The organism is Caulobacter sp. Root1472, assembly GCF_001426985.1.
GTDB classification, from domain to species: domain Bacteria; phylum Pseudomonadota; class Alphaproteobacteria; order Caulobacterales; family Caulobacteraceae; genus Caulobacter; species Caulobacter rhizosphaerae.
Genome location: NZ_LMFX01000001.1, coordinates 186,444 through 204,642 on the forward strand (window position 1 = coordinate 186,444; position 18,199 = coordinate 204,642).

Genomic DNA, 18,199 nt, shown 5'->3' on the forward strand with positions numbered 1-18,199 from the left:
GCGTCCTGACCGACGCCATCCTTTCATGAGGTAGTTCCATGCGTTGCCTGAAGATGCTCGCCCTGGCCTCGGCGGCCGTGACGGCCCTGGGCGCGGTCGCCCGCGCCGAGACCCCGACCACCTGGTCCTATGCCGCCAAGACCGGGGTCGGCGCTTCGTACGAGGCCTATGTCGACGGCGCCTACAAGGACGGCGGCCCGACCGGCGTGGTGTCGAAGGTGTGGTTCTCGATCGCCGACGGAACCCTGACCGAGACCATGTACGGCCTGATCCACGAGGCCCAGATCAAGCAGCTTCGGGTGGCGGTGAAGACCGCCAGCGGCCTGGCCGTCGAGGGCGCCGACACCACCGCCAGGACCGAATACCTGCACCTCGACGCGGCCGGCCGGCCGCTGTCGCCGGCCTACAAGGTGACCACCACTGACAAGCAGGGCCGGTTCGAGATCGAGAAGCGGATCTTCACCGATCCGGACCAGAACGCCCTGTTCGTGCGGGTGACGGTCCGCGCCCTGAAGGGTCCGGTGACCCCGTTCCTGGTGCTGGAGCCGCACATGGCCAACACCGGCGGCGGGGATGCCGGCGCGGCCAGCGCCTCGGCGCTGAGGGCCTATGAGGGCAAGGCGTTCATGAGCCTGAAGGGCGCCCGGTCGTTCGTGAAGGCCGTCGCCACGCCGCTGGGGAGCGACGCCCTGTCGGCCGTTAAGGCGGCGACCCTGACCGGCGGCGCCTCGGCCAAGGGCGCGATCGTCCTGACCGCCGAGCTGCCGCGGCAGGCCACGGGCGAGGCGACCTACGACTTCGCCGTCGGCTTCGGCGGCGACGCCGTGGCCGCCGACCAGGCCGCGTCCGCGACCCTGAGCACCGGCTATGACGAGGTCCTGGCCCGCTACAACGGCGAGGGCGACCGCGTCGGCTGGGAGGACTATCTGGCCTCGCTGACCGAGCTGCCGCGCCTGCGCAAGGCGTCGGAGGACGGCGGCAAGCTGGTCCAGGCCAGCGCCCTGATGCTGAAGGTGCAGGAGGACCGCACCTATGCCGGCGCTCTGATCGCCTCGCTGTCCAACCCCTGGGGCGACACGGTCGACGCCTCCAAGCCCTCGACCGGCTACAAGGCCGTCTGGCCGCGCGACTTCTACCAGTGCGCCATGGCCCTGGCGGCCCTGGGCGACCGGGAAACGCCGCTGGCCGCCTTCCATTACCTGCCGCAAGTGCAGGTCAAGGTGGACACCAAGGGCAATACCGGCGTCGGCGGCTGGTTCCTGCAGAAGACCTGGGTGGACGGCACGACCGAATGGGTCGGGGTCCAACTCGACCAGACCGCCATGCCGATCATGCTGGGCTGGAAGCTGTGGAAGCTGGGCTGGCTGCCCGAGGCCGACCTGAAGGCCTATTACGGCAAGATGATCAAGCCGGCGGCCGACTTCCTGGTCGACGGCGGCAAGGTCGGCATCGGCTGGAACCACGAGACGATCAAGCCGCCGTTCACCCAGCAGGAGCGCTGGGAAGAGCAGGGCGGCCACTCGCCCTCGACCACCGCAGCCACCATCGCCGGCCTGGTGACAGCCGCCGACATCGCCGACCTTGCCGGCGACGCGGCCGGCGCGGCCCGCTATCGCGCCACGGCCGACGCCTATTCGGCCAAGGTCGAGGCGCGGATGGTCACCACCAAGGGGCCGTTCGGCGACGGGACCTACTATGTGCGACTGAACCCGAGCGAAGACCCCAACGACCACGCCCCGATCGGCGCGGCCAACGGCCAGATCGCCCCGCCCAAGGACCAGGTGGTCGATGGCGGCTTCCTGGAACTGGTCCGCTACGGCGTGCGCCGGGCCGACGACGCGGCCATCGTCGGCAGCCTGCCGGAGCTGGACGACACCAGCCGGGCCGACCTCTACCGCGTCCGCTACGACTTCAAGTTTCCGGGCGTCAAAGGCGAGTTCCCCGGCTGGCGGCGCTACGACGTCGACGGCTACGGCGAGGACGCCCAGACCGGCGCCAACTACGGGGTCGGCGGAAAGATGTCGCCGGGCCAGCGCGGCCGGGTGTGGCCGATCTTCACGGGCGAGCGCGGCCATTACGAACTGGCCCTGGCTAGCCTGAACGGCAAGCCGAGCGCCGCGGCGATCCGGAAGATCCGCGACCGCTACGTCAGGGCCATGGAGCTGTTCGCCAACGAGGGCCTGCTGATCCCCGAACAGGTCTGGGACGGCATCGGGCCCAATCCGCACGGCTATGCGCGCGGCGAAGGCACCGACTCAGCTACACCCCTGGCCTGGTCGCACGCCGAATACGTCAAGCTGCTGCGCTCCGTCAGCGACGGCCAGGTGTGGGACCGCTATGACCCCGTGGCGGCGCGTTACGCGAAGTCGGGGCTGTAACTTCCCGATATCCAGGCGCTTTCCCGCGCAGCCAGACCTTGGAGACCGCCATGGCCGACGCCCCTACCTTCTGGAACCGGGCGTCGGCGCTGGCGGCCTTCGCGCTGGCCGCCGCCGCGACGCTCGGTGTGGAAACCGCCGGCGCGACGGAATGGTGGTACGTCGCCCAGGGCCAGGACCGGGTGATGCTGGTCGACGTGGCGTCGATTGCGCGCGAACGCGGCCTGCTGTCCTACTGGAACACCCAGGTCATCGCCGACGGCGCCGAGGACGGCGTGCGCATGACCAAGAGCTACATGGCGGCCGACTGCGCCAAGGCCCGTGGCGGGTGGGCGATGAGCGTCCGCTATGATCGCGACGACCGCCAGATCGATGTCGACAGCCTCGCCAAGCCCGTCCTGGCGGCGGTGGAGCCCAGCACCCTGGGCGAGGCCGAGCTGAACTTCGTCTGCGCCGACGCCGCCGGTCGGGAAGCGGAGGGCGCCTTCGCGGTCGCGTTCGATGTCCGGACCTTCGCCGACGCCCTGATCGCCGCCGCCGACGAGGCGCCCCGCGCCGTATACGACCGCCTGGCCGCCGACCCGGCCACGCCGATCGTCCGCTCCACCGCGCCCGGGACCGAAACCTTCGGCCGCCGCCAGACGGCCAAGGTTGGCCAGCCTCTGGTTCCGCCGCGCGACTATGCCAAGGGGATCGAGGTTCCGAAGGCGGCGGACTATCCCGCGGCCAGCGCCGGCGACGCCTATGACGTCACCTTCGAGGGCCTGGACGCAGGGGAGATGACGTTCGAGGTGCGGGGCTATGGCGTGGACGACCTGATCCATCCCGCCATGGGACAGCGGGAACGCTTCCCCGCCGACCTCAAGGCGATCCAGATCCGCGACCTGGCCATCCAGGTCGAAGCGGTCTCGACCGACGCCATCACCTATCGCGTGCGGCTCGAAAGGCCGGCGTCCTAGACGCTAGCCAGGGGCAGCTCGAACAAGGCGCCCTCGAAGGTGTCGGCGCCGCGGCCGATCTCGGCGATCGCCGCCGACATCCGGCCGCCCCGGCCCAGCGCCGCGTCGGCCAGGCTGACCAGCAGCGGGTTCGGCGTGGCGTAGGGCGCGGCGGCGCGCAGGGCCTGGGCGATCTCACGCTCGGACCGCTGCGGCGCGCGCTGGCAGGCGACGACGAAGGCCGCCGCCGTGGAACGGCTGACCCCGGCCCAGCAATGGACCAGCATCGGCCGGGCCGCATCCCAGCCGGCCGCGAAGTCCAGCAGTCGGGCGACCGGGGCCGCGTCGGGCGGGGTGAAGCCGTCGCGGGGTTGGGCGATGTCGTGGAAGGCCAGGCGCAGGCCGGCCCCGTCGGCGACCGGCCAGGCCTCGGCGGCCGAGACCGGCGACAGCAGGCTGACCAGGTGCGAGGGCCGGTGCAGGGCGCGCGCCGTCTCGACCTGGCTGAGCGGACAGACGAGCAGGGTCATCGCGCCGCCAGCAGGGCCGAGACCCCCAGCACTATGCCCAACTCGCAGGCCTGCTCGACCCCGCCCAGCACGTCGCCGGTGTGGCCGCCGATCAGCCGCCGGGCCGTCAGGGCCAGGACTGCCGCCAGCACCGCGCCCACCGTCGCGCCCGCCAGGCCGGCCCAGCCCAGCAGCGCCAGCGGCCATAGGCCCAGCGCGGCCGCGACCAGCAGTTCGAACGGCCGCACCCCGTCTGGCGTGGGCTTGTACTTGGCGTCGTTGCGGTCGCTGACATGGCGGCCCAACACCATGACCGCGACGGCGGCGACGCGGCCGGCGCCATGGGCGGCGACCAGGGCCAGGCCGGCGGTCGCCAGGGGCAGGGTCGCCAGGGCGGCGACCTTGAGCGCCAGGACCAACCCCAGCGCCAGGACGCCATAGGTCCCGATCCGGCTGTCCTTCATGATCTCCAGCCGCCGGGCCGGGGTCTGGCCGCCGCCCAGGCCGTCGGCGGTGTCGGCCAGGCCGTCCTCGTGGAAGCCGCCGGTGACCAGCACCCCCGCCGCCACGGCCAGCAGGGCCGGCAGCGGCCCGCTCCACAGCTGTCCGGCCGCCAGCAGCACGCCGGCCCCGATCGCGCCCACCAGGATCCCGACCAGCGGGAAATAGCGCGCGGCGCGGGTGATCCAGTCCGGCTGGAAGTCGGCGAATGAGGGGGCCGGCAGGCGGGTCAGGAACTGCAGTGCGCAGAAGAACAGCTTCAGCTGGCGCGGCATCAATCGGGACTCGCCTGGACGCCCGCCAGGACGTCGGCGAGCGCGGCGACATCGGTCAGCAGGTGGGCGGCGGCGACCAGCAGCGGGGCGGCCAGGGCCGCGCCCGTGCCTTCGCCCAGCCGCAGGTCCAGGTCCAGCAGCGGCCGCACGCCCAGGGCCTGCAGCATGGCCGGATGGCCGCGCTCGGCCGAACCGTGGGCGAAGACGCAATAGTCGAGGGCGGCGGGGACCAGGCGGACGGCGGCCAGGGCCGCGGCCGTGCTGATGAAACCGTCGACCAACACCACCCGCCGCACCGAGGCCGCGCCCAGCACCGCGCCGGCCATCATGGCGATCTCGCAGCCGCCGAACTGGGCCAGCACGTCGAGCGGCGCGGCGGCGTCCGAGCGCTGGGCGGCGCGGGCCACGCCGGCCTGCTTGCGGGCCAGGCCCTCGGCGTCATGGCCCGTGCCTAGGCCGACGCAGGCCTCTAGCGGGGCGGGGGCCAGGCGGTGCATGACCAGGGCGGCGGACGAGCTGTTGCCGATGCCCATCTCGCCCAGGGCGATGACGTCGGCCCCGTCGGCCGCCGCCGCGCGGGCGATGTCGGCGCCCCGGGCGATCGCCGCCAGCACCTCGTCCGGGGTCAGGGCCGGCTCGCGGGCGGCGTTGCGGGTTCCGCGCCGGATCTTGGCGGCGATCAGGTCGGGATGGTCGGGCAGGTCGGCGTCGACCCCGGCGTCGACCACGCGGACCTGGACGCCCGAGGCCCTGGCGAAGGCGCTGACGCTGGAGCGGCCCGACAGGAACAGCCCGACCATGGCGGCGGTGACGCTGGACGGGTAGGCCGAGACCCCCTCGTCGGTCAGGCCGTGGTCGCCGGCGAACACATAGAGGTCGGTGCGGGCGATGCGCGGATCCGGCCGGTTCTGGATCAGGCCGATCCGCACCGCCAGGTCCTCGATCCGACCCAGCGACCCCGGCGGCTTGGCCTTGCCGTCCAGCAGGGCCCGCAGGACCGGCTCGAGGGCGGCGTCGACGGGCGTGATGGCGGCGGCGAGGGCGGGCAGGGTCATCATGGCGAGGTCCTGGATAGACGAGGCGGGGTCATCGGGCGAGCACAGCGATCAGGCCGATCGCCAAGGGAATCGTCAGCGGGATCAGCCAGAGCAGCAGGCAGGCCCGGCGATAGAGGCGCAGGCCACGTTCAAGGTCGGCGGCGGTCGGACGCGCTCCGTCGCCGAAGGTCGGCCGGGCGGTCCTGACGCCGTCGTAGACCGCGTCCCCGCCCAACTGGACGCCCAGCGCCCCGGCCATGGCGGCCTCGGGCCAGCCGGCGTTGGGCGAGGCGTGGCGGCGGGCGTCGCGCGCCATCGTCCACCATCCGCCGCCACCGGCCAGGGCGATCAACCCTCCGGCCAGCCGCGCCGGGACCAGGTTCATCAGGTCGTCGGTCCGCGCCGCCGCCCAGCCGAACAGCCGCCAGCGCTCTTCCCTGTGGCCGATCAGGCTGTCGGCGGTGTTGACGCTCTTGTAGGCGAAGAGGCTGGGCAGGCCGCCGACCAGCAGCCAGAAGGTCGGGGCGACGACGCCGTCGTTGAAGCTTTCGGCCAGGCTCTCCAGGGCGGCGGCGGCCACGCCCTCGGCGTCGAGCCCGCCGGTGTCGCGGCCGACGATCATCGCCACGGCCGCGCGGGCGGCCGGCAGGTCGTCGGCCCGCAGCGGCGCCAGGACGGCCGCGACATGGTCGTGCAGGCTGCGTTGGGCTAGGCCGACCGTCGCGATCAGGGCGACCAAGGCCAATCCCGGCAGGCTGGCGCCCAGCAGGCTCTGCACCGCGGCGCCCAGCAGGACGGAGGCGGCGACCAGCAGCACGACCAGGACGACGCCCAGCAGCCGGCGCCGTCGGTCGGAGGTCGTCGGCCGGTTCCAGCGTCGCTCCAGCCCCTCGATCAGCGCCGCCGGCCAGGCCACCGGATGTCCCGCCAGCCGGTTCAGCGCGGCCGGATAGCCCAGCAGCGCCTCCAGGCCCAGCGCCAGGGCGACGACCCAGGGCCAGGGCGCCGTCTCAGCCATCGACGCGCCCGATCAGCTCGATCAGCGGTCCCCAGGCCCCGGAGACGATGGCGGTCCGCACGCCGTAGGCCCGCTCCAGCACGGCCGGCGTCAGGGCCTCCAGCGGCGGGCCGTCGGCGATCAGGGCGCCGTCGCGCAGCACCAGCACCCGATCGGCCAGGCGCAGGGCCACGCCCAGGTCGTGCAGGGTCATCACCACCCCCTGGCCGGGCTCGGCCGCGAAGGCGCGCATCAGGTCGACGGCGTCCAACTGGTGGCCGGGGTCCAGCCCCGCCAGCGGTTCGTCGGCCAGCAGCCAGGACGGCTCGCCCGCCAGCACCCGGGCCAGCAAGGCGCGGGCGCGCTCGCCGCCGGACAGGGTGGTGACGGCGCGCCGCGCTAGGCCGGTCATGCGGGTGCGGACCAGGGCGGCCTGGACGGCGGCGTGATCGGCGTCGCTGAGGCCGCGGGCCCCGCTGTGCGGGGTGCGGCCCAGGCCGACCAGGGTCTCGACGTCCACGGCCCAAGCCACCTCCGGCGTTTGGGGCAGGAAGCCGATGCGGCGGGCGCGCTGGCGATGGGGCAGGGCCAGGATCGGGCCGTCGTCCAGGCGGACCTGGCCGGCGTCGGGGCGGCGCAGCCCGGCCAGGCAGGCCAGCAGGGTCGACTTGCCCGCGCCGTTGGGGCCGACGATGGCGGTGACCTGGCCGGCGCGGAACCGCGCCCCGACCCTGGCCAGCACCGCGCGGCCGCCCAGGGCGACGGTCAGGTCCTCGGCGACCAGGTCGTTCATGCGGGCGTCCTTCATGCGAGCCTCCGGCGCATCGAGATCAGCAGGGCCAGGAAGAACGGTCCGCCGATCGCGGCCATGGCCACGCCCAGCCGGACCTCGGCGGCCGAGGGCGTCAGCCGCACAAGGATGTCGGCGGCCAGCACCAGGGCCGCGCCGGCCACGGCGCTGGGGGCCAGCAGGGCGCCCGGCCGGTGGCCGACCAGAGGCCGCATCAGGTGCGGGGTGATCAGGCCGACGAAGCCGATCATGCCGGTCACCGCCACGCTGGCGCCCGAGGCCAGACCGACGCCGAGGGCCAGCAGCGTCCGGGTCAGGTTCAGGTCGATCCCCAGAGCCTTGGCCCCTGTTTCGCCCAGGGTCAGGGCGTCCAGCGCCCGGCCCAGCATCAGCATCAGGCCCGAGCCGACGGCGATGAAGGGCAGGGCTCGCCAGACGTCGTCGGCGCTGCGGTCGGCCAGCGAGCCCAGCAGCCAGTTGATGATCTCCTGCGCGGCCCAGGGGCTGGGGGCCAGGCTCAGGGCCAGGGCGACGCCGGCGCTGGCCACGGTGTTGAGGATCACCCCGGCCAGGATGAAGGTGATGGTCCCGCCGGTCCCGCCGGCCAGGATCAGCATGACGGCCACGCCGAGGCTGGCCCCGACCATCGCCGCCGCGAACAGCAGCCAGGGCGTGGTGAGGCTCAGGCTCAGATACATGGTCATCACGGCACCCAAGGCGGCCATGGACGACACGCCCAGCACGCCAGGATCGGCCAAGGGGTTGCGGGTGTAGCCCTGCATGACCGCCCCCGACAGGCCCAGGGCGGCGCCCACCGCCATGGCCAGGATCGTCCGCGGCAGCCGCAGCTCGAAGATGATCGCCCAGCGCGGGTCGGCGGCCAGGGTCCAGGCGCTCCAAGGCACCCAGACCCGGCCGGCCATCAAGGACAGGCCGCTCAGGAGCAGCACCAGCAGACAGAGGCCGCCCAGCAGCAGGAGGCGCCGGGTCATGCGGCGGCGCCCAGCACTTGCCGGCGGGCGGTGGCCAGGGCGGCGGCGGTGTCCGCCAGGCCGGGACCGCCGCAATAGAGCAGGCGTTCGGGGAACACCGCCCGGGTCATGCGCGACGAGATACTGGCCAGGGCCGGGTGGTTGAGGATCTTCTCGGCGAAGGTCGGGGCGTTGGGCGCGGCCTGGCCGGCCAGCAGCACTTCCGGCGGATCGTCCAGCAGACGCTCCAGCGAGACATTGCCCCACTTCCTCAGGCCGTAGCGCTGGGCGACGTTCACGAAACCGGCGCGGCGCATCATCTCGTCGACCAGGGTGCCGTGGCCGGCGGCGAAGCCGTTGGGCTGGAAGACCAGGGCGGTGACCGGGCGGGCGCCGGGACGCGGCGCGCTCCTGGCCATCGCCGCCTCCACCCGGGCGATCAGCGCCTCGCCGCGGTCGGGATGGCCGACGGCCGCCGCGATCCGTCGGATCTGGACCTGGTTCTCGACCCAGCTGTTGGGCACCTTGAACAGCTCTGTGCGGATGCCCAGCCGCGTCAGCGCCGCGCGGGTGGCGGGCGAGGAGTGGGCGGCGGTCAGCACCAAGTCGGGGCGCAGGGCGATCACTTCCTCGGCGCTTTCGTAGGTGATCGGATAGCCCAGGGCGATCCTGGCGATGCTCGACTGCTGCGGGTCGCGGGCATAGTGGCTGAGCGCCGCGACCTGGCCGCGGTCGGCGACGTTGACCAGCACGGCGTCCAGGCAGGGGTTCAGCGAGACCACGCGGGGCAGGGCGCCGGCGCTGGCGACGCCGCCCAGGAAGCCTGTCGCCAGCCCCGCGCCGACCGCCGCGCGGCGGGTGAAGCCGGTCAAAACTCGACCCCGCGCTGGGCCTTGAAGCCCTGCTCGAACGGATGCTTGACCAGGGTCATCTCGGTGACCAGGTCGGCGATCTCCAGCAGCTGCGGCTTGGCGTTGCGGCCGGTCAGGCAGACATGCTTGTCGCCGGGGCGAGCCTTCAGCACCGCCACCACCTCGTCGATGTCGAGATAGTCGTAGCGCAGGGCGATGTTGATCTCGTCCAGCAGCACGAAGTCAAGCTTGGGGTCGGCGATCATCTCCTGGGAGACCAGCCATGCGGCGCGGGCCGCGGTGATGTCGCGCGCCCGGTCCTGGGTGTCCCAGGTGAAGCCCTCGCCCATGACTTCGTAGCGCACCTGGTCGGGGAACTTGCTGAAGAACAGGCGTTCGCCGGTCTTCCACTTGCCCTTGATGTATTGGACGACCCCGACCTTCAGGCCCCAGCCCAGGTTCCTGGCCACCATGCCGAAGCCGGCGGAGGACTTGCCCTTGCCGTCGCCGGTGTGGACCAGCAGCAGGCCCTTCTCGAGGGTCTTGGTCTGCATCATCGCGTCGCGCTCGGCCTTGAGGGCCTTCATGGCTTGGGCGTGCTTGGTGTTCAGGTCTTGGATGTTGAGGTCGTCGCTCATCGGAGGTTCTCCAGGGCGTCGGCGAGGCGGAGCCAGTCCGCCTGCGGGCCAGGCAGGCCGAAGCGGATCAGGGTCTCGTCCCAGAGAAAGGGGCGGGTGAGGATCCCGGCGCGGGCCAGCATCTCGAAACGGCGGGACGCGTCGGCGGCCTGGGCCAGGCGAAACAGCGGCGTACCGCCGACGATCGTGAAGCCGGCGCCGTCCAGCAGGCTGTCCAGCCGCGCGGCGTCCTCGATCAGGCGCAGGCGGGTCTGGACCGCCCAGGCGGTGTCGGCATAGGCCGTCAGGCCGGCGGCGATCGCCGGACCCGAGACGGGCCAGTCGCCCAGCGCCCGGCGGACGCGGGTCGCCAGGGCCGGCTCGGCGACCAGGAAGCCCAGCCGCGCGCCCGCCAGGCCGTAGAACTTGCCGAACGAGCGCAGGACCATCAGCCCTTCGTGGCCGGTCGCGCCGGCCAGGACGGCGACCGAGCGCGGCGGATCGAGGTCGGCGAACGCCTCGTCCACCAGCAACGGTCCGTCGGCCAGGTTGAGGACCTGGTCGGCCGACAGGACGCGGCCGGTGGGGTTGTCCGGATTGACCAGCACCCGCAGGTCGGCCGCCGTCTCGTCCAGGTCGACGATCCGGGCGCCCGCCGCCCGCCAGGCGTCGGCGTGGCCGCCATAGGTCCGGGCCGGGATCGCCACGCACCGCGCGGTCAGCAGGCGGGGCAGAAGGCGGATCAACGCCTCGCTGCCCGCCGCCGCGACGACCCGGGCCGGATCCTCGACGCCGAACGCCGCGGCCGCGATCCGCTCCAGTCTCCGCAAGGACTCCGGATCAGGAAGGCGCGACCAGGTTTCGGGGTCAAGGGCCGGGATCGGGTAGGGGCGCGGATTGATCCCCGTCGACAGGTCCAGCCATGGCGTCGGCGCATTCGGCCAGGCCGCACACGCCGCCCCAAGGCGTCCGCCGTGGCCGAGGAAGGCCGCCGGCGTGGTCACGGCTAGAACCGCGCCCGAACGCCAGCGAAGGCGCCGCGGCCCAGGGTCCCGTAGCCGTAGAGGGTCTCGTAGTGCTGGTCGAACAGGTTCTCGACCCGGCCGTACAGCTCGAACGTCTCGTTGATCGGATAGGCGATCCGTACGTCGGTCAGGACATAGCTCTTCAGCCGCCGGGTGTTGGACGGGTTGTCGAAGCTGTGGCCAACATACTGCATCGTCACCCCGCCGGTCAGGCCGTTGGCGAAGCTGAGTTCGGCGTCCGCCGAGGCGGTCTCGCCGGCCCGGCGCGCCAGGTCCTTGCCGTAGTTCGGGCCGGCCGACCTATTGACCGCGTCCATGTTGGTGTAGTTGGCCGACAGGGTCAGCCGGGTATTAACCTCGAAGCTGCCTTCCACCTCGACGCCGTCGGCCTGGGTCTTGGCCGTGTTGGCGTAACCGCCGTAGTTGGGCGGGGTGTTATTGGACAGGAAGTCGATCTGGTTCTTGGTGTCGCGGTTGAAATAGGTGATCGCGCCGCGCAGGCGGCCGTCCAGCAGGCTGTGCTCGACGCTGAGGTCCCAGCTCTTGGCGGCCTCCGGCTTCAGGTCGATGTTCCCGTAGTCGCTGTACAGCTGGTACAGCGACGGGGCCTTGAAGCCCTCGCCATAGTTGGCGCGGAAGACGGTGGTTCCGCCGTTCGGGCTCCAGGTCGCGCCGGCCTGGTAGGTGGTGGCCCCGCCGAAGGTGTCGTGGTCGTCGTGGCGAACGCCGCCGGTCAGGGTCAGGCCCTCGACCGGCTTGGCCTGCAGTTGGCCATAGACGCTGTCCATGCCGGTGGCGTGGCGATCGACGTCTGGGCTGAACGACGGCGAGGCGGTGCGGAACCAGGTGCGCTCGGTCTCGGCGCCAAACACCGCGCGCCAGACGGGATTGATCGTCCAGGTGCCCTGGTATTCTAGGCTGTTGTCCGTGCCGCGCGAGTCGAAGGTCTTGGGCGCGCTCAGGGTGGGGTCGTAGTTGTCGCGGTCGGTCTGGGTGTAGGCGTAGCCGATGCGGCTGCTGAGGGCGCCATCGAAGTTGGACAGGCGCGTCCCGACATAGCCGACCAGCTCCCTGGTCTTGCCATAGTCGGCGGTGTCGCCCAGCGCATAGGGCGGGGCCGGGAGCGAGCTGTCGTATTCGTTGCGGCCCCGGGCATAGGACAGGCGGGCGTCGAGAGCGGCCCAGTCGGTGACGTTCAGGTCCAGGCGGCCGCTGACGGCGGCGTTGCGGTAGCCGTCCTTCTCCTGGCCGCCCATGGCCTTGTCGAAGTTGGAGACGCCGGCGGTGGTGTAGGACCCGGCCGCCAGACGCCACCCGCCCCAGGCGCCGCCGGCCCCGACCCCGACCCGGGCGTAGGCCGTGGCGCGCGACCCGCCCTCGACCGTGGCGTCACCCGACAGCGGCCCGTCGGGGGTCTTGGTGATCATGCTGACCACGCCGCCGATGGCCTGGCTGCCCCACAGGGTCGATTGCGGGCCCCGCAGCACCTCGATGCGGTCGACGTCGCCGGCCAGCAGGGTGGCGAAGTTGTAGCCGCCGCCGGTCGCCGACGGATCGTTGAGCTTGACGCCGTCGATCAGCACGGCGGTCTGGTCGCTCTCGGCGCCGCGGATGCGCACCTGGGTCGAACCGCCGACGCCGCCGTTGCGGGTGACGCTGACGCCGGGGGTGCGCGACAGCAGGTCGGAGACCACCACCGCCTGGCGCTGGCGCAGGGTCTGCGCGGTGATCACGGTCATGCTGACCGGGACCTCCGACAGCTTGTCGGCGGCGCGGCCGGCGGTGACGACCACCTGGTCGACAGCGTTGGTTTCGTCGAGGGGCTCGGCGGCCAGGACCTGGCTGGGCAGGACCAAGGCAGGCAGGGCGGCCACCAGGGCCAGGATGGAAATCGGGCGCATGTTCAAGTCCTCCGTGCGCGGCAACGAAGGCAGGCCCGGGGATCCGGACCGGCCTGACGATGTCGCCTCGGGGGAAAGAACCCCATCGTACGGCGCACCCCGGCCGGACGAAGGACGACCGCGACGGGCAGGTCTCCTGGCTCGCGGGTCAAGGCCGGTGCGCGTCGCCTTCCCAATCGTTCTCTTGAAGAGGACGGTCAGTGGCGTAGTGACGCGCGGGCTCGCCGCTTACAGTTGCGGGGGCAGCCCGGGTTTCGCACCCGAGTTCCCTTTTCATCCTCTTTCGAGGAACCTGTCGCGAGAGCTGCACTATATGTTGCGTCGCACACGGTCAATCTGGCTGGAGATCTGGAGCACATCTTGCCGTTTACCCTCGTCTTGGGCGGAGCCCGATCCGGCAAGAGCGCCTTCGCCCAGGCGGCGGCGGAGGCTCTAGCCTCTGAAACCGAAGGCCGGCTGGTCATGATCGCCACGGCCCAGGCCTTCGATTCGGAGATGGCCGAGCGCATCGCGCGCCACCGGAAGGACCGGGGTCCGGCCTGGACGACGTTGGAGGCGTCGCTCGATATCGCAGGTGCGTTGGCGCCGCTGGGCGCGAAGGACATCGTCGTGGTCGACTGCCTGACGCTGTGGCTGTCGAACCTGATGCTGGCCGAACGCGACGTGGCGACGGCGGCCGCCGGGCTGGTCGAGGCGGCCGGACGGTTTCCGGGAACGCTGTGGTTGGTCTCCAACGAGGTCGGGTTCGGCATCGTGCCGGACAACACCCTGGCTCGGCGATTTCGCGACGAGGCGGGCCGCCTGCACCAGGCCCTGGCCCAGGCCGCCGACGCGGTGACCCTGGTCGTCGCCGGGCTGACTCTGCGCCTGAAATAGGTGTTGAGACGGGGATAGACGGCGCTCCATCCCCGTCGCGGACGCAAAGAACATCAACGATCTCAACGCCCTGAAAAATAATCAGCGTCACAAGTCCTCGGAGCTCAAACCCGTCTCATACTGATCTCGTCTCCATCGCGGGGGAGGGCTCTTGGTACCGGCTCAAGCAGGCGATGGGGATGGAACCGAGCGGGGCCGCCTGGGCCTGGCGATCGGACCGCGGCGGGCGGCGGGGCTCAGAAGGCTCCAAGGCTTGTCGGGGGGCGATGGCGGGACAGGCGGGTTGACGGGGCTGGGAGTTCAAACCGGCCTGTTCCAGGATCAGTCGGAGTCGCCGACGGCCCCTTCCGGGCGACTTTGATCCTGCCCGCCTGAGGGGAAACGTCGATCGGGATGAAACAAGCCCTCAATCGCCGTCCCTTGAGACAAACGGTTTCGCGGAGCGGTCAGGTCTAGCCGAAACGCACACTCGCGCCTCCCCACCCCTCCTTTCGGGAGATCCCGAAAGGCGACGAAGCCGTGCGTCCTAGATCCTCCCCCTGTGGGGAGGTGTCGGCGAAGCCGACGGTGGGGGGAGTGATGGGGTTATGGCCGCGACCCAGATCGAGCATCCTACGACTCCCCCCACCGATCGCTGCGCGATCGCCTCCCACACAGGGGGAGGGACGGAAGCGCTTGAAGTTGAAACCAAAAGACCGCTGTTATGGCGGGTACTAAAGTCTGCACGAAACAGACGCCGTTCGCACGGACGGGCGGCGCGCCGGGAGGACGCCATGAACGCCTTTGCCCCCATCGCCGCTTCCGAGACGCTCGACTATGCCGGCCTGACCGTCACGCCCGAGGGGCCCGTGCTTGGGGCCGAGATCTCGGGCGTCGATCTGCGCCACCCCCTGGCGCCGGAGATCGTCGCCGCGATCCGGACGGCGCTGCTGCGCCACAAGGTGGTGTTCTTCCGCGACCAGGACATCAGCCATCAGGACCATGTCCGTTTCGGCCGGTATTTCGGGGACTTGGAAGGTCATCCTGTCACCGCTCACGTGCCCGGCTTTCCCGAAATCCTGCACATCGAGGCCGCCGACGGCATGAAGCTGCGCGAGGAGATCGTGCCGATCGTCCGCGCCGCCAACAAGTGGCACACCGACGTCACCTTCCGCCCCGCGCCGTCGATGGGCGGGGTGCTGCGCATGCGCCAGATGCCGGCCCAGGGCGGCGACACCCTGTTCGCCGACACCGCCGCGATCTATCGCGACCTTCCCGACCAGCTGAAGGACCAACTGGCGACTCTGAAGGCCGAGCACGATATCCTGCAAAGCTACGGCTACCGCGTCGACGAGGCCAGGCGCCAGGAACTGCGCGCGGCCCATCCGGTCCAGGTCCATCCGGTGGTCCGCACCCACCCCGAGACCGGCGAGAAGCACCTGTTCGTCAACAAGGTCTTCACGACACGGATCCTGGGCCTGCCCGAGGACGAGGCCGCCAGGCTGCTGGCCGAGCTGCTGGACCGCGTGAAGACCCCCGAATACCAGGTCCGCTTCCGTTGGACGCCCAACGCCGTCGTCTTCTGGGACAATCGCGCCACCCAGCACTACGCCATCCTCGACTACTGGCCGCAGGAGCGCGTCGTCGAGCGGGTGACGATCCAGGGGGACGTTCCCTTCTGAAACGACCACAGCTTGGATTTGGTGTCGCCATCCAAATCAAGGACTTATCGAGGAAACCTGATAGGCTCTCAGGGGCGCGAGGCGCGCGTGTCGACCCGGCGCTCCATCAGCAGCAGGCTGAGCATGACCAGGAAGGCGAACACCAGCAGGGCGCCGGCCAGCTTGTGGGCCTTGTCCCACTCCAGGGCCTCGACCAGCCGGTAGATCTCGATCGACAGCACCTCGGTCTGGCCCGGAACGCCGCCGCCCAGCATCATCACCACCCCGAACTCACCGACCGTATGGGCGAAGACCAACAGGGCGGCGACGGCGTAGCCGGGCAGGGCCAGCGGCAGGGCCACCCTGATGAACGCGGCCCAGGGCGAGGCGCCCAGGGTGGCGGCGGCCTCCAGCGGCTCGTCGCCCACGGCGATGAAGGCGTTGCGCAGCGGCTGGACGGCGAACGGCAGCGAATAGACCAGAGACCCGATCACCAGGCCCTGGAAGGTGAAGGCCAGGGTCCTCACCCCGAACGGATGCAGCAGGGCGATCAGCGGGCTCTGCGGGCCCAGGGCGATCAACAGGTAGAAGCCCAGGGCGGTCGGGGGCAGCACGATTGGCAGGGCGACCAGCGCCCCGACCGGGGCCTTCCAGCGCGACCGTCCCCGCGCCAGCCACCAGGCCAGGGGCGTGGACAACACCAGCAGCAGGAGGGTGGTGACGCTCGCCAACCGAGCCGTAAGCCATGCGACCTCCAGCACGGTCACCGGGCCTTGAGCTTGATCGGCGGCGGGCGGTTGGGCATGGCTTTGGTTCCAGCCCTTCAGTCCGCGAGGGCGCTCGGTTATGTAGCCAGATTACATAACGAGCTTTCCGATCCAGGTCACCTTCGCCACGAGGTTTTCGATGTCCATCGACGGTGATCTGAGCGCGTCCCTGGTCCTGCGTCGCGGCGGCCTGGCGCGGGTGGGCCTGGAGCGCATCGCCCTGATCGAGGCGATCGGCGGCCTGGGCTCGATCAGCGCGGCGGCCAAGCAGCTGGGCCTCAGCTACAAGGGCGCCTGGGACGGGGTCCAGGCGCTGAACAACCTGTTCGACGCGCCGCTGGTGGTCGCCAACGCCGGCGGCAAGGCGGGTGGGGCGGCGATCGTCACACCGCGCGGCCTGGCGGTCATCCGGGCCTTTCGCGAGGTCGAGCGCGAGATCGGCGCGGCCCTGTCGCGGCTGGAGGCGGGCCTGGCGGCGCCGGAGCCGGACATCGGCCAGGGCCTGGGCGACCTGTTCTGGAGTCTGGGCCTGCGCACCAGCGCGCGCAACGCCTTGCGCGGAACGGTGGCGGCGATCGCGGATGGCGAGGTCACCGCCCGGGTCTCGATCGACCTGGGCGAGGGCTTGGCGATCGCCTCGATCATCACCCGTCGCAGCCGCGAGGAACTGGGACTGGCGGTCGGCAAGCCCGCCGTCGCCCTGATCAAGTCCAGCTTCGTCGTCCTGGGCGACGATGATCCGTCCGAAGGCGAGACCAACCGCCTGGCCGGGACGGTGGTCGACCGCGAGGATGGAGGCGAGGTCAGCGAGGTCACGCTCGCCCTCTCGGCCGGCAAGACCCTGGTCGCGACCGTGGCGGCGTCCGAGGCGACGCTGGTTGTCGGCGCCCGCGCCACGGCCACGATCGCGCCGTCCAACGTCATCCTCGCCGTTGAATAGGCGGTCGTCAGTGAACCGTGGCCCGCTCGGGCGCCGGGGCGTCGTCCGGCTCCTGGCGCAGGCGGGCGGGCAGGGGATAGCCGTCGACCCGCAGGGCGGCGTTCAGAGCGCGCGCCAGCACCATGGTCGGCTGGGCGTCGACCAGCAACGGCTCGAGCAGGGCCTCGCCCGCCGCCGTCGCCGTTCCCGCCAGTCCGCAGGAGACCATCAGCCGTTGCTCGTCGGTGGAGATGCCGCCACAGGCCGGGCATTCCACCTGGATCGGCCGCCGCAGGCTGGCCTCCACCGACTGCATCCAGGCGACGAACAGGCCGCCAGTCCGGTTGGACGCCCGAAAGGCCAGGGCCTGGGCGACCAGGCGCGTGGGGTGCTCGCCCGCCGACCTCAGCGCCGCCCACTGGCGCATGGCGCTGAGGAGCAGCCTTTCACCGACGGTCGGCCCGGCGGTCCAACGCGGCGCCATGGGATCGGGTGTCATCGCAGCCTCTCGGACGAGCGTCGCCTTCATTGTTGCGACTGGTTCGCATTTAGCGCCCCACCTAATTGCGAGTCAATCGCAACTTCCCGCCTCCAGCGCGCTGGACCGGTGCGCGCCAGCAGCCTAGGTTGAGGTTTGGCCGCAACCCGTCCGTCCGCCTTGAGTCTCTGGAGCCCGCGCTGTCCGCAAACCCTCGATCGATCACGCCGATGATCCGGCTGTACGGCGAGAAGCGGGCCAATCTGGTGCGCGTCTTCGCCGCCAAGCTTCGCTCGGCCAGCGAGGCCGAGGACCTGATCCAGGACCTGTACCTGAAGGTCCAGGCCCTGGGCGACGTGGAGGTCGAGGGCGACGGCTCGGCCCTGCTGTTCCGCATGGCCAACAACCTGATGCTCGACCGCTTGCGAAGCCAATCGCGGGCTGGGGCGCGCGACGAGGGATGGCGCAGCCTGCAGGGCACTGTGCTGGGCGACCAACAGGTGGCCGATGTCCCGTCGGCCGAGGAGGTCGTGGCCGGCCGGCAGCGGCTGAGCGCGATGATGACGGCGGTCGACGCCTTGCCGCCCCAGGTCGCGCGTGCGTTCAAGCTTCATAAGCTGGAAGGCCTGAGCCACGCCGACACCGCGGTCGCCATGGGCGTCAGCCGCAGCTCGGTCGAGAAGCATGTGAGCGCTGCCCTGAAGGCGCTGATGGCGAAGCTGGCATGAG

Annotated in this window: 18 protein-coding genes and 1 riboswitch; of the genes, 6 read left to right on the plus strand and 12 right to left on the minus strand. The window is 71.3% G+C overall.

Annotated elements, in window-relative coordinates:
- The first annotated feature begins 38 nt into the window (after window positions 1-38).
- Both ASD47_RS00875 and ASD47_RS00880 read left to right on the plus strand, forming a co-directional pair.
- Window positions 39-2,378, plus strand: coding sequence for a glucan 1,4-alpha-glucosidase (locus ASD47_RS00875; RefSeq protein WP_056750253.1), 2,340 nt, complete (start codon window positions 39-41; stop codon window positions 2,376-2,378).
- Between the two features lie 50 nt (window positions 2,379-2,428).
- Window positions 2,429-3,337 carry a hypothetical protein gene (locus ASD47_RS00880; RefSeq protein WP_056750256.1) on the plus strand — a complete coding sequence of 303 codons (909 nt, stop codon included), beginning with the start codon at window positions 2,429-2,431 and terminating at the stop codon, window positions 3,335-3,337.
- On the opposite strand, the gene ASD47_RS00885 is transcribed toward ASD47_RS00880, so the two are convergent.
- From ASD47_RS00885 to ASD47_RS00930, 10 genes are read right to left on the minus strand one after another with little or no spacing between them, the layout of a single operon-like run.
- Window positions 3,334-3,846: a tyrosine phosphatase family protein gene (locus tag ASD47_RS00885; RefSeq protein WP_056750258.1), complete on the minus strand. Its 513-nt coding sequence runs from the start codon at window positions 3,844-3,846 to the stop codon at window positions 3,334-3,336. The genes ASD47_RS00880 and ASD47_RS00885 overlap by 4 nt on opposite strands.
- On the minus strand, window positions 3,843-4,601 hold the full coding sequence (gene cobS, locus ASD47_RS00890; protein WP_056750261.1) for an adenosylcobinamide-GDP ribazoletransferase: 759 nt from the start codon (window positions 4,599-4,601) through the stop codon (window positions 3,843-3,845). Before cobS ends, ASD47_RS00885 begins: the two co-directional genes overlap by 4 nt.
- Window positions 4,601-5,659 carry a nicotinate-nucleotide--dimethylbenzimidazole phosphoribosyltransferase gene (cobT, locus tag ASD47_RS00895; protein WP_056750264.1) on the minus strand — a complete coding sequence of 353 codons (1,059 nt, stop codon included), beginning with the start codon at window positions 5,657-5,659 and terminating at the stop codon, window positions 4,601-4,603. Before cobT ends, cobS begins: the two co-directional genes overlap by 1 nt.
- A gap of 28 nt (window positions 5,660-5,687) precedes the next feature.
- Window positions 5,688-6,656 (minus strand): adenosylcobinamide-phosphate synthase CbiB, encoded by a 969-nt coding sequence (cbiB, locus tag ASD47_RS00900; protein WP_056750266.1) that lies wholly within the window; start codon window positions 6,654-6,656, stop codon window positions 5,688-5,690.
- On the minus strand, window positions 6,649-7,443 hold the full coding sequence (locus ASD47_RS00905) for an ABC transporter ATP-binding protein (protein ID WP_200945213.1): 795 nt from the start codon (window positions 7,441-7,443) through the stop codon (window positions 6,649-6,651). Before ASD47_RS00905 ends, cbiB begins: the two co-directional genes overlap by 8 nt.
- On the minus strand, window positions 7,440-8,417 hold the full coding sequence (locus tag ASD47_RS00910; protein WP_056750269.1) for an iron ABC transporter permease: 978 nt from the start codon (window positions 8,415-8,417) through the stop codon (window positions 7,440-7,442). Before ASD47_RS00910 ends, ASD47_RS00905 begins: the two co-directional genes overlap by 4 nt.
- Window positions 8,414-9,268 (minus strand): ABC transporter substrate-binding protein, encoded by an 855-nt coding sequence (locus tag ASD47_RS00915; RefSeq protein WP_235525704.1) that lies wholly within the window; start codon window positions 9,266-9,268, stop codon window positions 8,414-8,416. The genes ASD47_RS00910 and ASD47_RS00915 overlap by 4 nt, the downstream gene beginning before the upstream one ends.
- On the minus strand, window positions 9,265-9,885 hold the full coding sequence (cobO, locus tag ASD47_RS00920) for a cob(I)yrinic acid a,c-diamide adenosyltransferase (RefSeq protein WP_056750271.1): 621 nt from the start codon (window positions 9,883-9,885) through the stop codon (window positions 9,265-9,267). Before cobO ends, ASD47_RS00915 begins: the two co-directional genes overlap by 4 nt.
- Entirely contained in the window at window positions 9,882-10,868 is a 987-nt protein-coding gene (cobD, locus tag ASD47_RS00925) for a threonine-phosphate decarboxylase CobD (protein WP_056750273.1), read from the minus strand. Before cobD ends, cobO begins: the two co-directional genes overlap by 4 nt.
- 2 nt (window positions 10,869-10,870) lie before the next feature.
- On the minus strand, window positions 10,871-12,790 hold the full coding sequence (locus tag ASD47_RS00930; protein WP_056750274.1) for a TonB-dependent siderophore receptor: 1,920 nt from the start codon (window positions 12,788-12,790) through the stop codon (window positions 10,871-10,873).
- Between the two features lie 108 nt (window positions 12,791-12,898).
- A riboswitch (cobalamin riboswitch) is annotated at window positions 12,899-13,101 on the minus strand.
- 49 nt (window positions 13,102-13,150) lie between these two features.
- Here ASD47_RS00930 and cobU point away from each other — a divergent pair.
- The gene (gene cobU / locus ASD47_RS00935; RefSeq protein WP_056750276.1) at window positions 13,151-13,666 is read left to right on the plus strand and encodes a bifunctional adenosylcobinamide kinase/adenosylcobinamide-phosphate guanylyltransferase; all 516 of its coding nucleotides are present in this window, start codon (window positions 13,151-13,153) and stop codon (window positions 13,664-13,666) included.
- Between the two features lie 773 nt (window positions 13,667-14,439).
- Complete coding sequence (locus ASD47_RS00940; protein WP_056750279.1) at window positions 14,440-15,327, plus strand: TauD/TfdA family dioxygenase; 888 nt, start codon at window positions 14,440-14,442, stop codon at window positions 15,325-15,327.
- A gap of 68 nt (window positions 15,328-15,395) precedes the next feature.
- Here the strand turns inward: ASD47_RS00940 and modB are convergent, their stop codons facing one another.
- Window positions 15,396-16,067, minus strand: coding sequence for a molybdate ABC transporter permease subunit (gene modB, locus ASD47_RS00945; protein WP_056751498.1), 672 nt, complete (start codon window positions 16,065-16,067; stop codon window positions 15,396-15,398).
- A 145-nt stretch (window positions 16,068-16,212) separates the two neighbouring features.
- Here modB and ASD47_RS00950 point away from each other — a divergent pair, with 145 nt between their 5' ends.
- Entirely contained in the window at window positions 16,213-17,013 is an 801-nt protein-coding gene (locus ASD47_RS00950; RefSeq protein WP_056750282.1) for a TOBE domain-containing protein, read from the plus strand.
- A gap of 7 nt (window positions 17,014-17,020) precedes the next feature.
- On the opposite strand, the gene ASD47_RS00955 is transcribed toward ASD47_RS00950, so the two are convergent.
- Window positions 17,021-17,491, minus strand: coding sequence for a hypothetical protein (locus ASD47_RS00955; RefSeq protein ID WP_056750285.1), 471 nt, complete (start codon window positions 17,489-17,491; stop codon window positions 17,021-17,023).
- A 209-nt stretch (window positions 17,492-17,700) separates the two neighbouring features.
- Here ASD47_RS00955 and ASD47_RS00960 point away from each other — a divergent pair, with 209 nt between their 5' ends.
- Window positions 17,701-18,198, plus strand: coding sequence for an RNA polymerase sigma factor (locus tag ASD47_RS00960; protein ID WP_056750288.1), 498 nt, complete (start codon window positions 17,701-17,703; stop codon window positions 18,196-18,198).
- Window position 18,199 lies beyond the last annotated feature (1 nt).

What these genes read in the sequence shown, in the direction of transcription:
- ASD47_RS00875 (WP_056750253.1), top strand. Translation starts at nt 39, where the DNA reads ATGCGTTGCCTGAAGATGCTCGCCCTGGCCTCGGCGGCCGTGACGGCC.
- ASD47_RS00880 (WP_056750256.1), top strand. Translation starts at nt 2,429, where the DNA reads ATGGCCGACGCCCCTACCTTCTGGAACCGGGCGTCGGCGCTGGCGGCC.
- ASD47_RS00885 (WP_056750258.1), bottom strand. Translation starts at nt 3,846, where the DNA reads ATGACCCTGCTCGTCTGTCCGCTCAGCCAGGTCGAGACGGCGCGCGCC.
- cobS (WP_056750261.1), bottom strand. Translation starts at nt 4,601, where the DNA reads ATGCCGCGCCAGCTGAAGCTGTTCTTCTGCGCACTGCAGTTCCTGACC.
- cobT (WP_056750264.1), bottom strand. Translation starts at nt 5,659, where the DNA reads ATGATGACCCTGCCCGCCCTCGCCGCCGCCATCACGCCCGTCGACGCC.
- cbiB (WP_056750266.1), bottom strand. Translation starts at nt 6,656, where the DNA reads ATGGCTGAGACGGCGCCCTGGCCCTGGGTCGTCGCCCTGGCGCTGGGC.
- ASD47_RS00905 (WP_200945213.1), bottom strand. Translation starts at nt 7,443, where the DNA reads ATGAAGGACGCCCGCATGAACGACCTGGTCGCCGAGGACCTGACCGTC.
- ASD47_RS00910 (WP_056750269.1), bottom strand. Translation starts at nt 8,417, where the DNA reads ATGACCCGGCGCCTCCTGCTGCTGGGCGGCCTCTGTCTGCTGGTGCTG.
- cobO (WP_056750271.1), bottom strand. Translation starts at nt 9,885, where the DNA reads ATGAGCGACGACCTCAACATCCAAGACCTGAACACCAAGCACGCCCAA.
- ASD47_RS00930 (WP_056750274.1), bottom strand. Translation starts at nt 12,790, where the DNA reads ATGCGCCCGATTTCCATCCTGGCCCTGGTGGCCGCCCTGCCTGCCTTG.
- ASD47_RS00940 (WP_056750279.1), top strand. Translation starts at nt 14,440, where the DNA reads ATGAACGCCTTTGCCCCCATCGCCGCTTCCGAGACGCTCGACTATGCC.
- ASD47_RS00950 (WP_056750282.1), top strand. Translation starts at nt 16,213, where the DNA reads ATGTCCATCGACGGTGATCTGAGCGCGTCCCTGGTCCTGCGTCGCGGC.
- ASD47_RS00955 (WP_056750285.1), bottom strand. Translation starts at nt 17,491, where the DNA reads ATGACACCCGATCCCATGGCGCCGCGTTGGACCGCCGGGCCGACCGTC.
- ASD47_RS00960 (WP_056750288.1), top strand. Translation starts at nt 17,701, where the DNA reads ATGATCCGGCTGTACGGCGAGAAGCGGGCCAATCTGGTGCGCGTCTTC.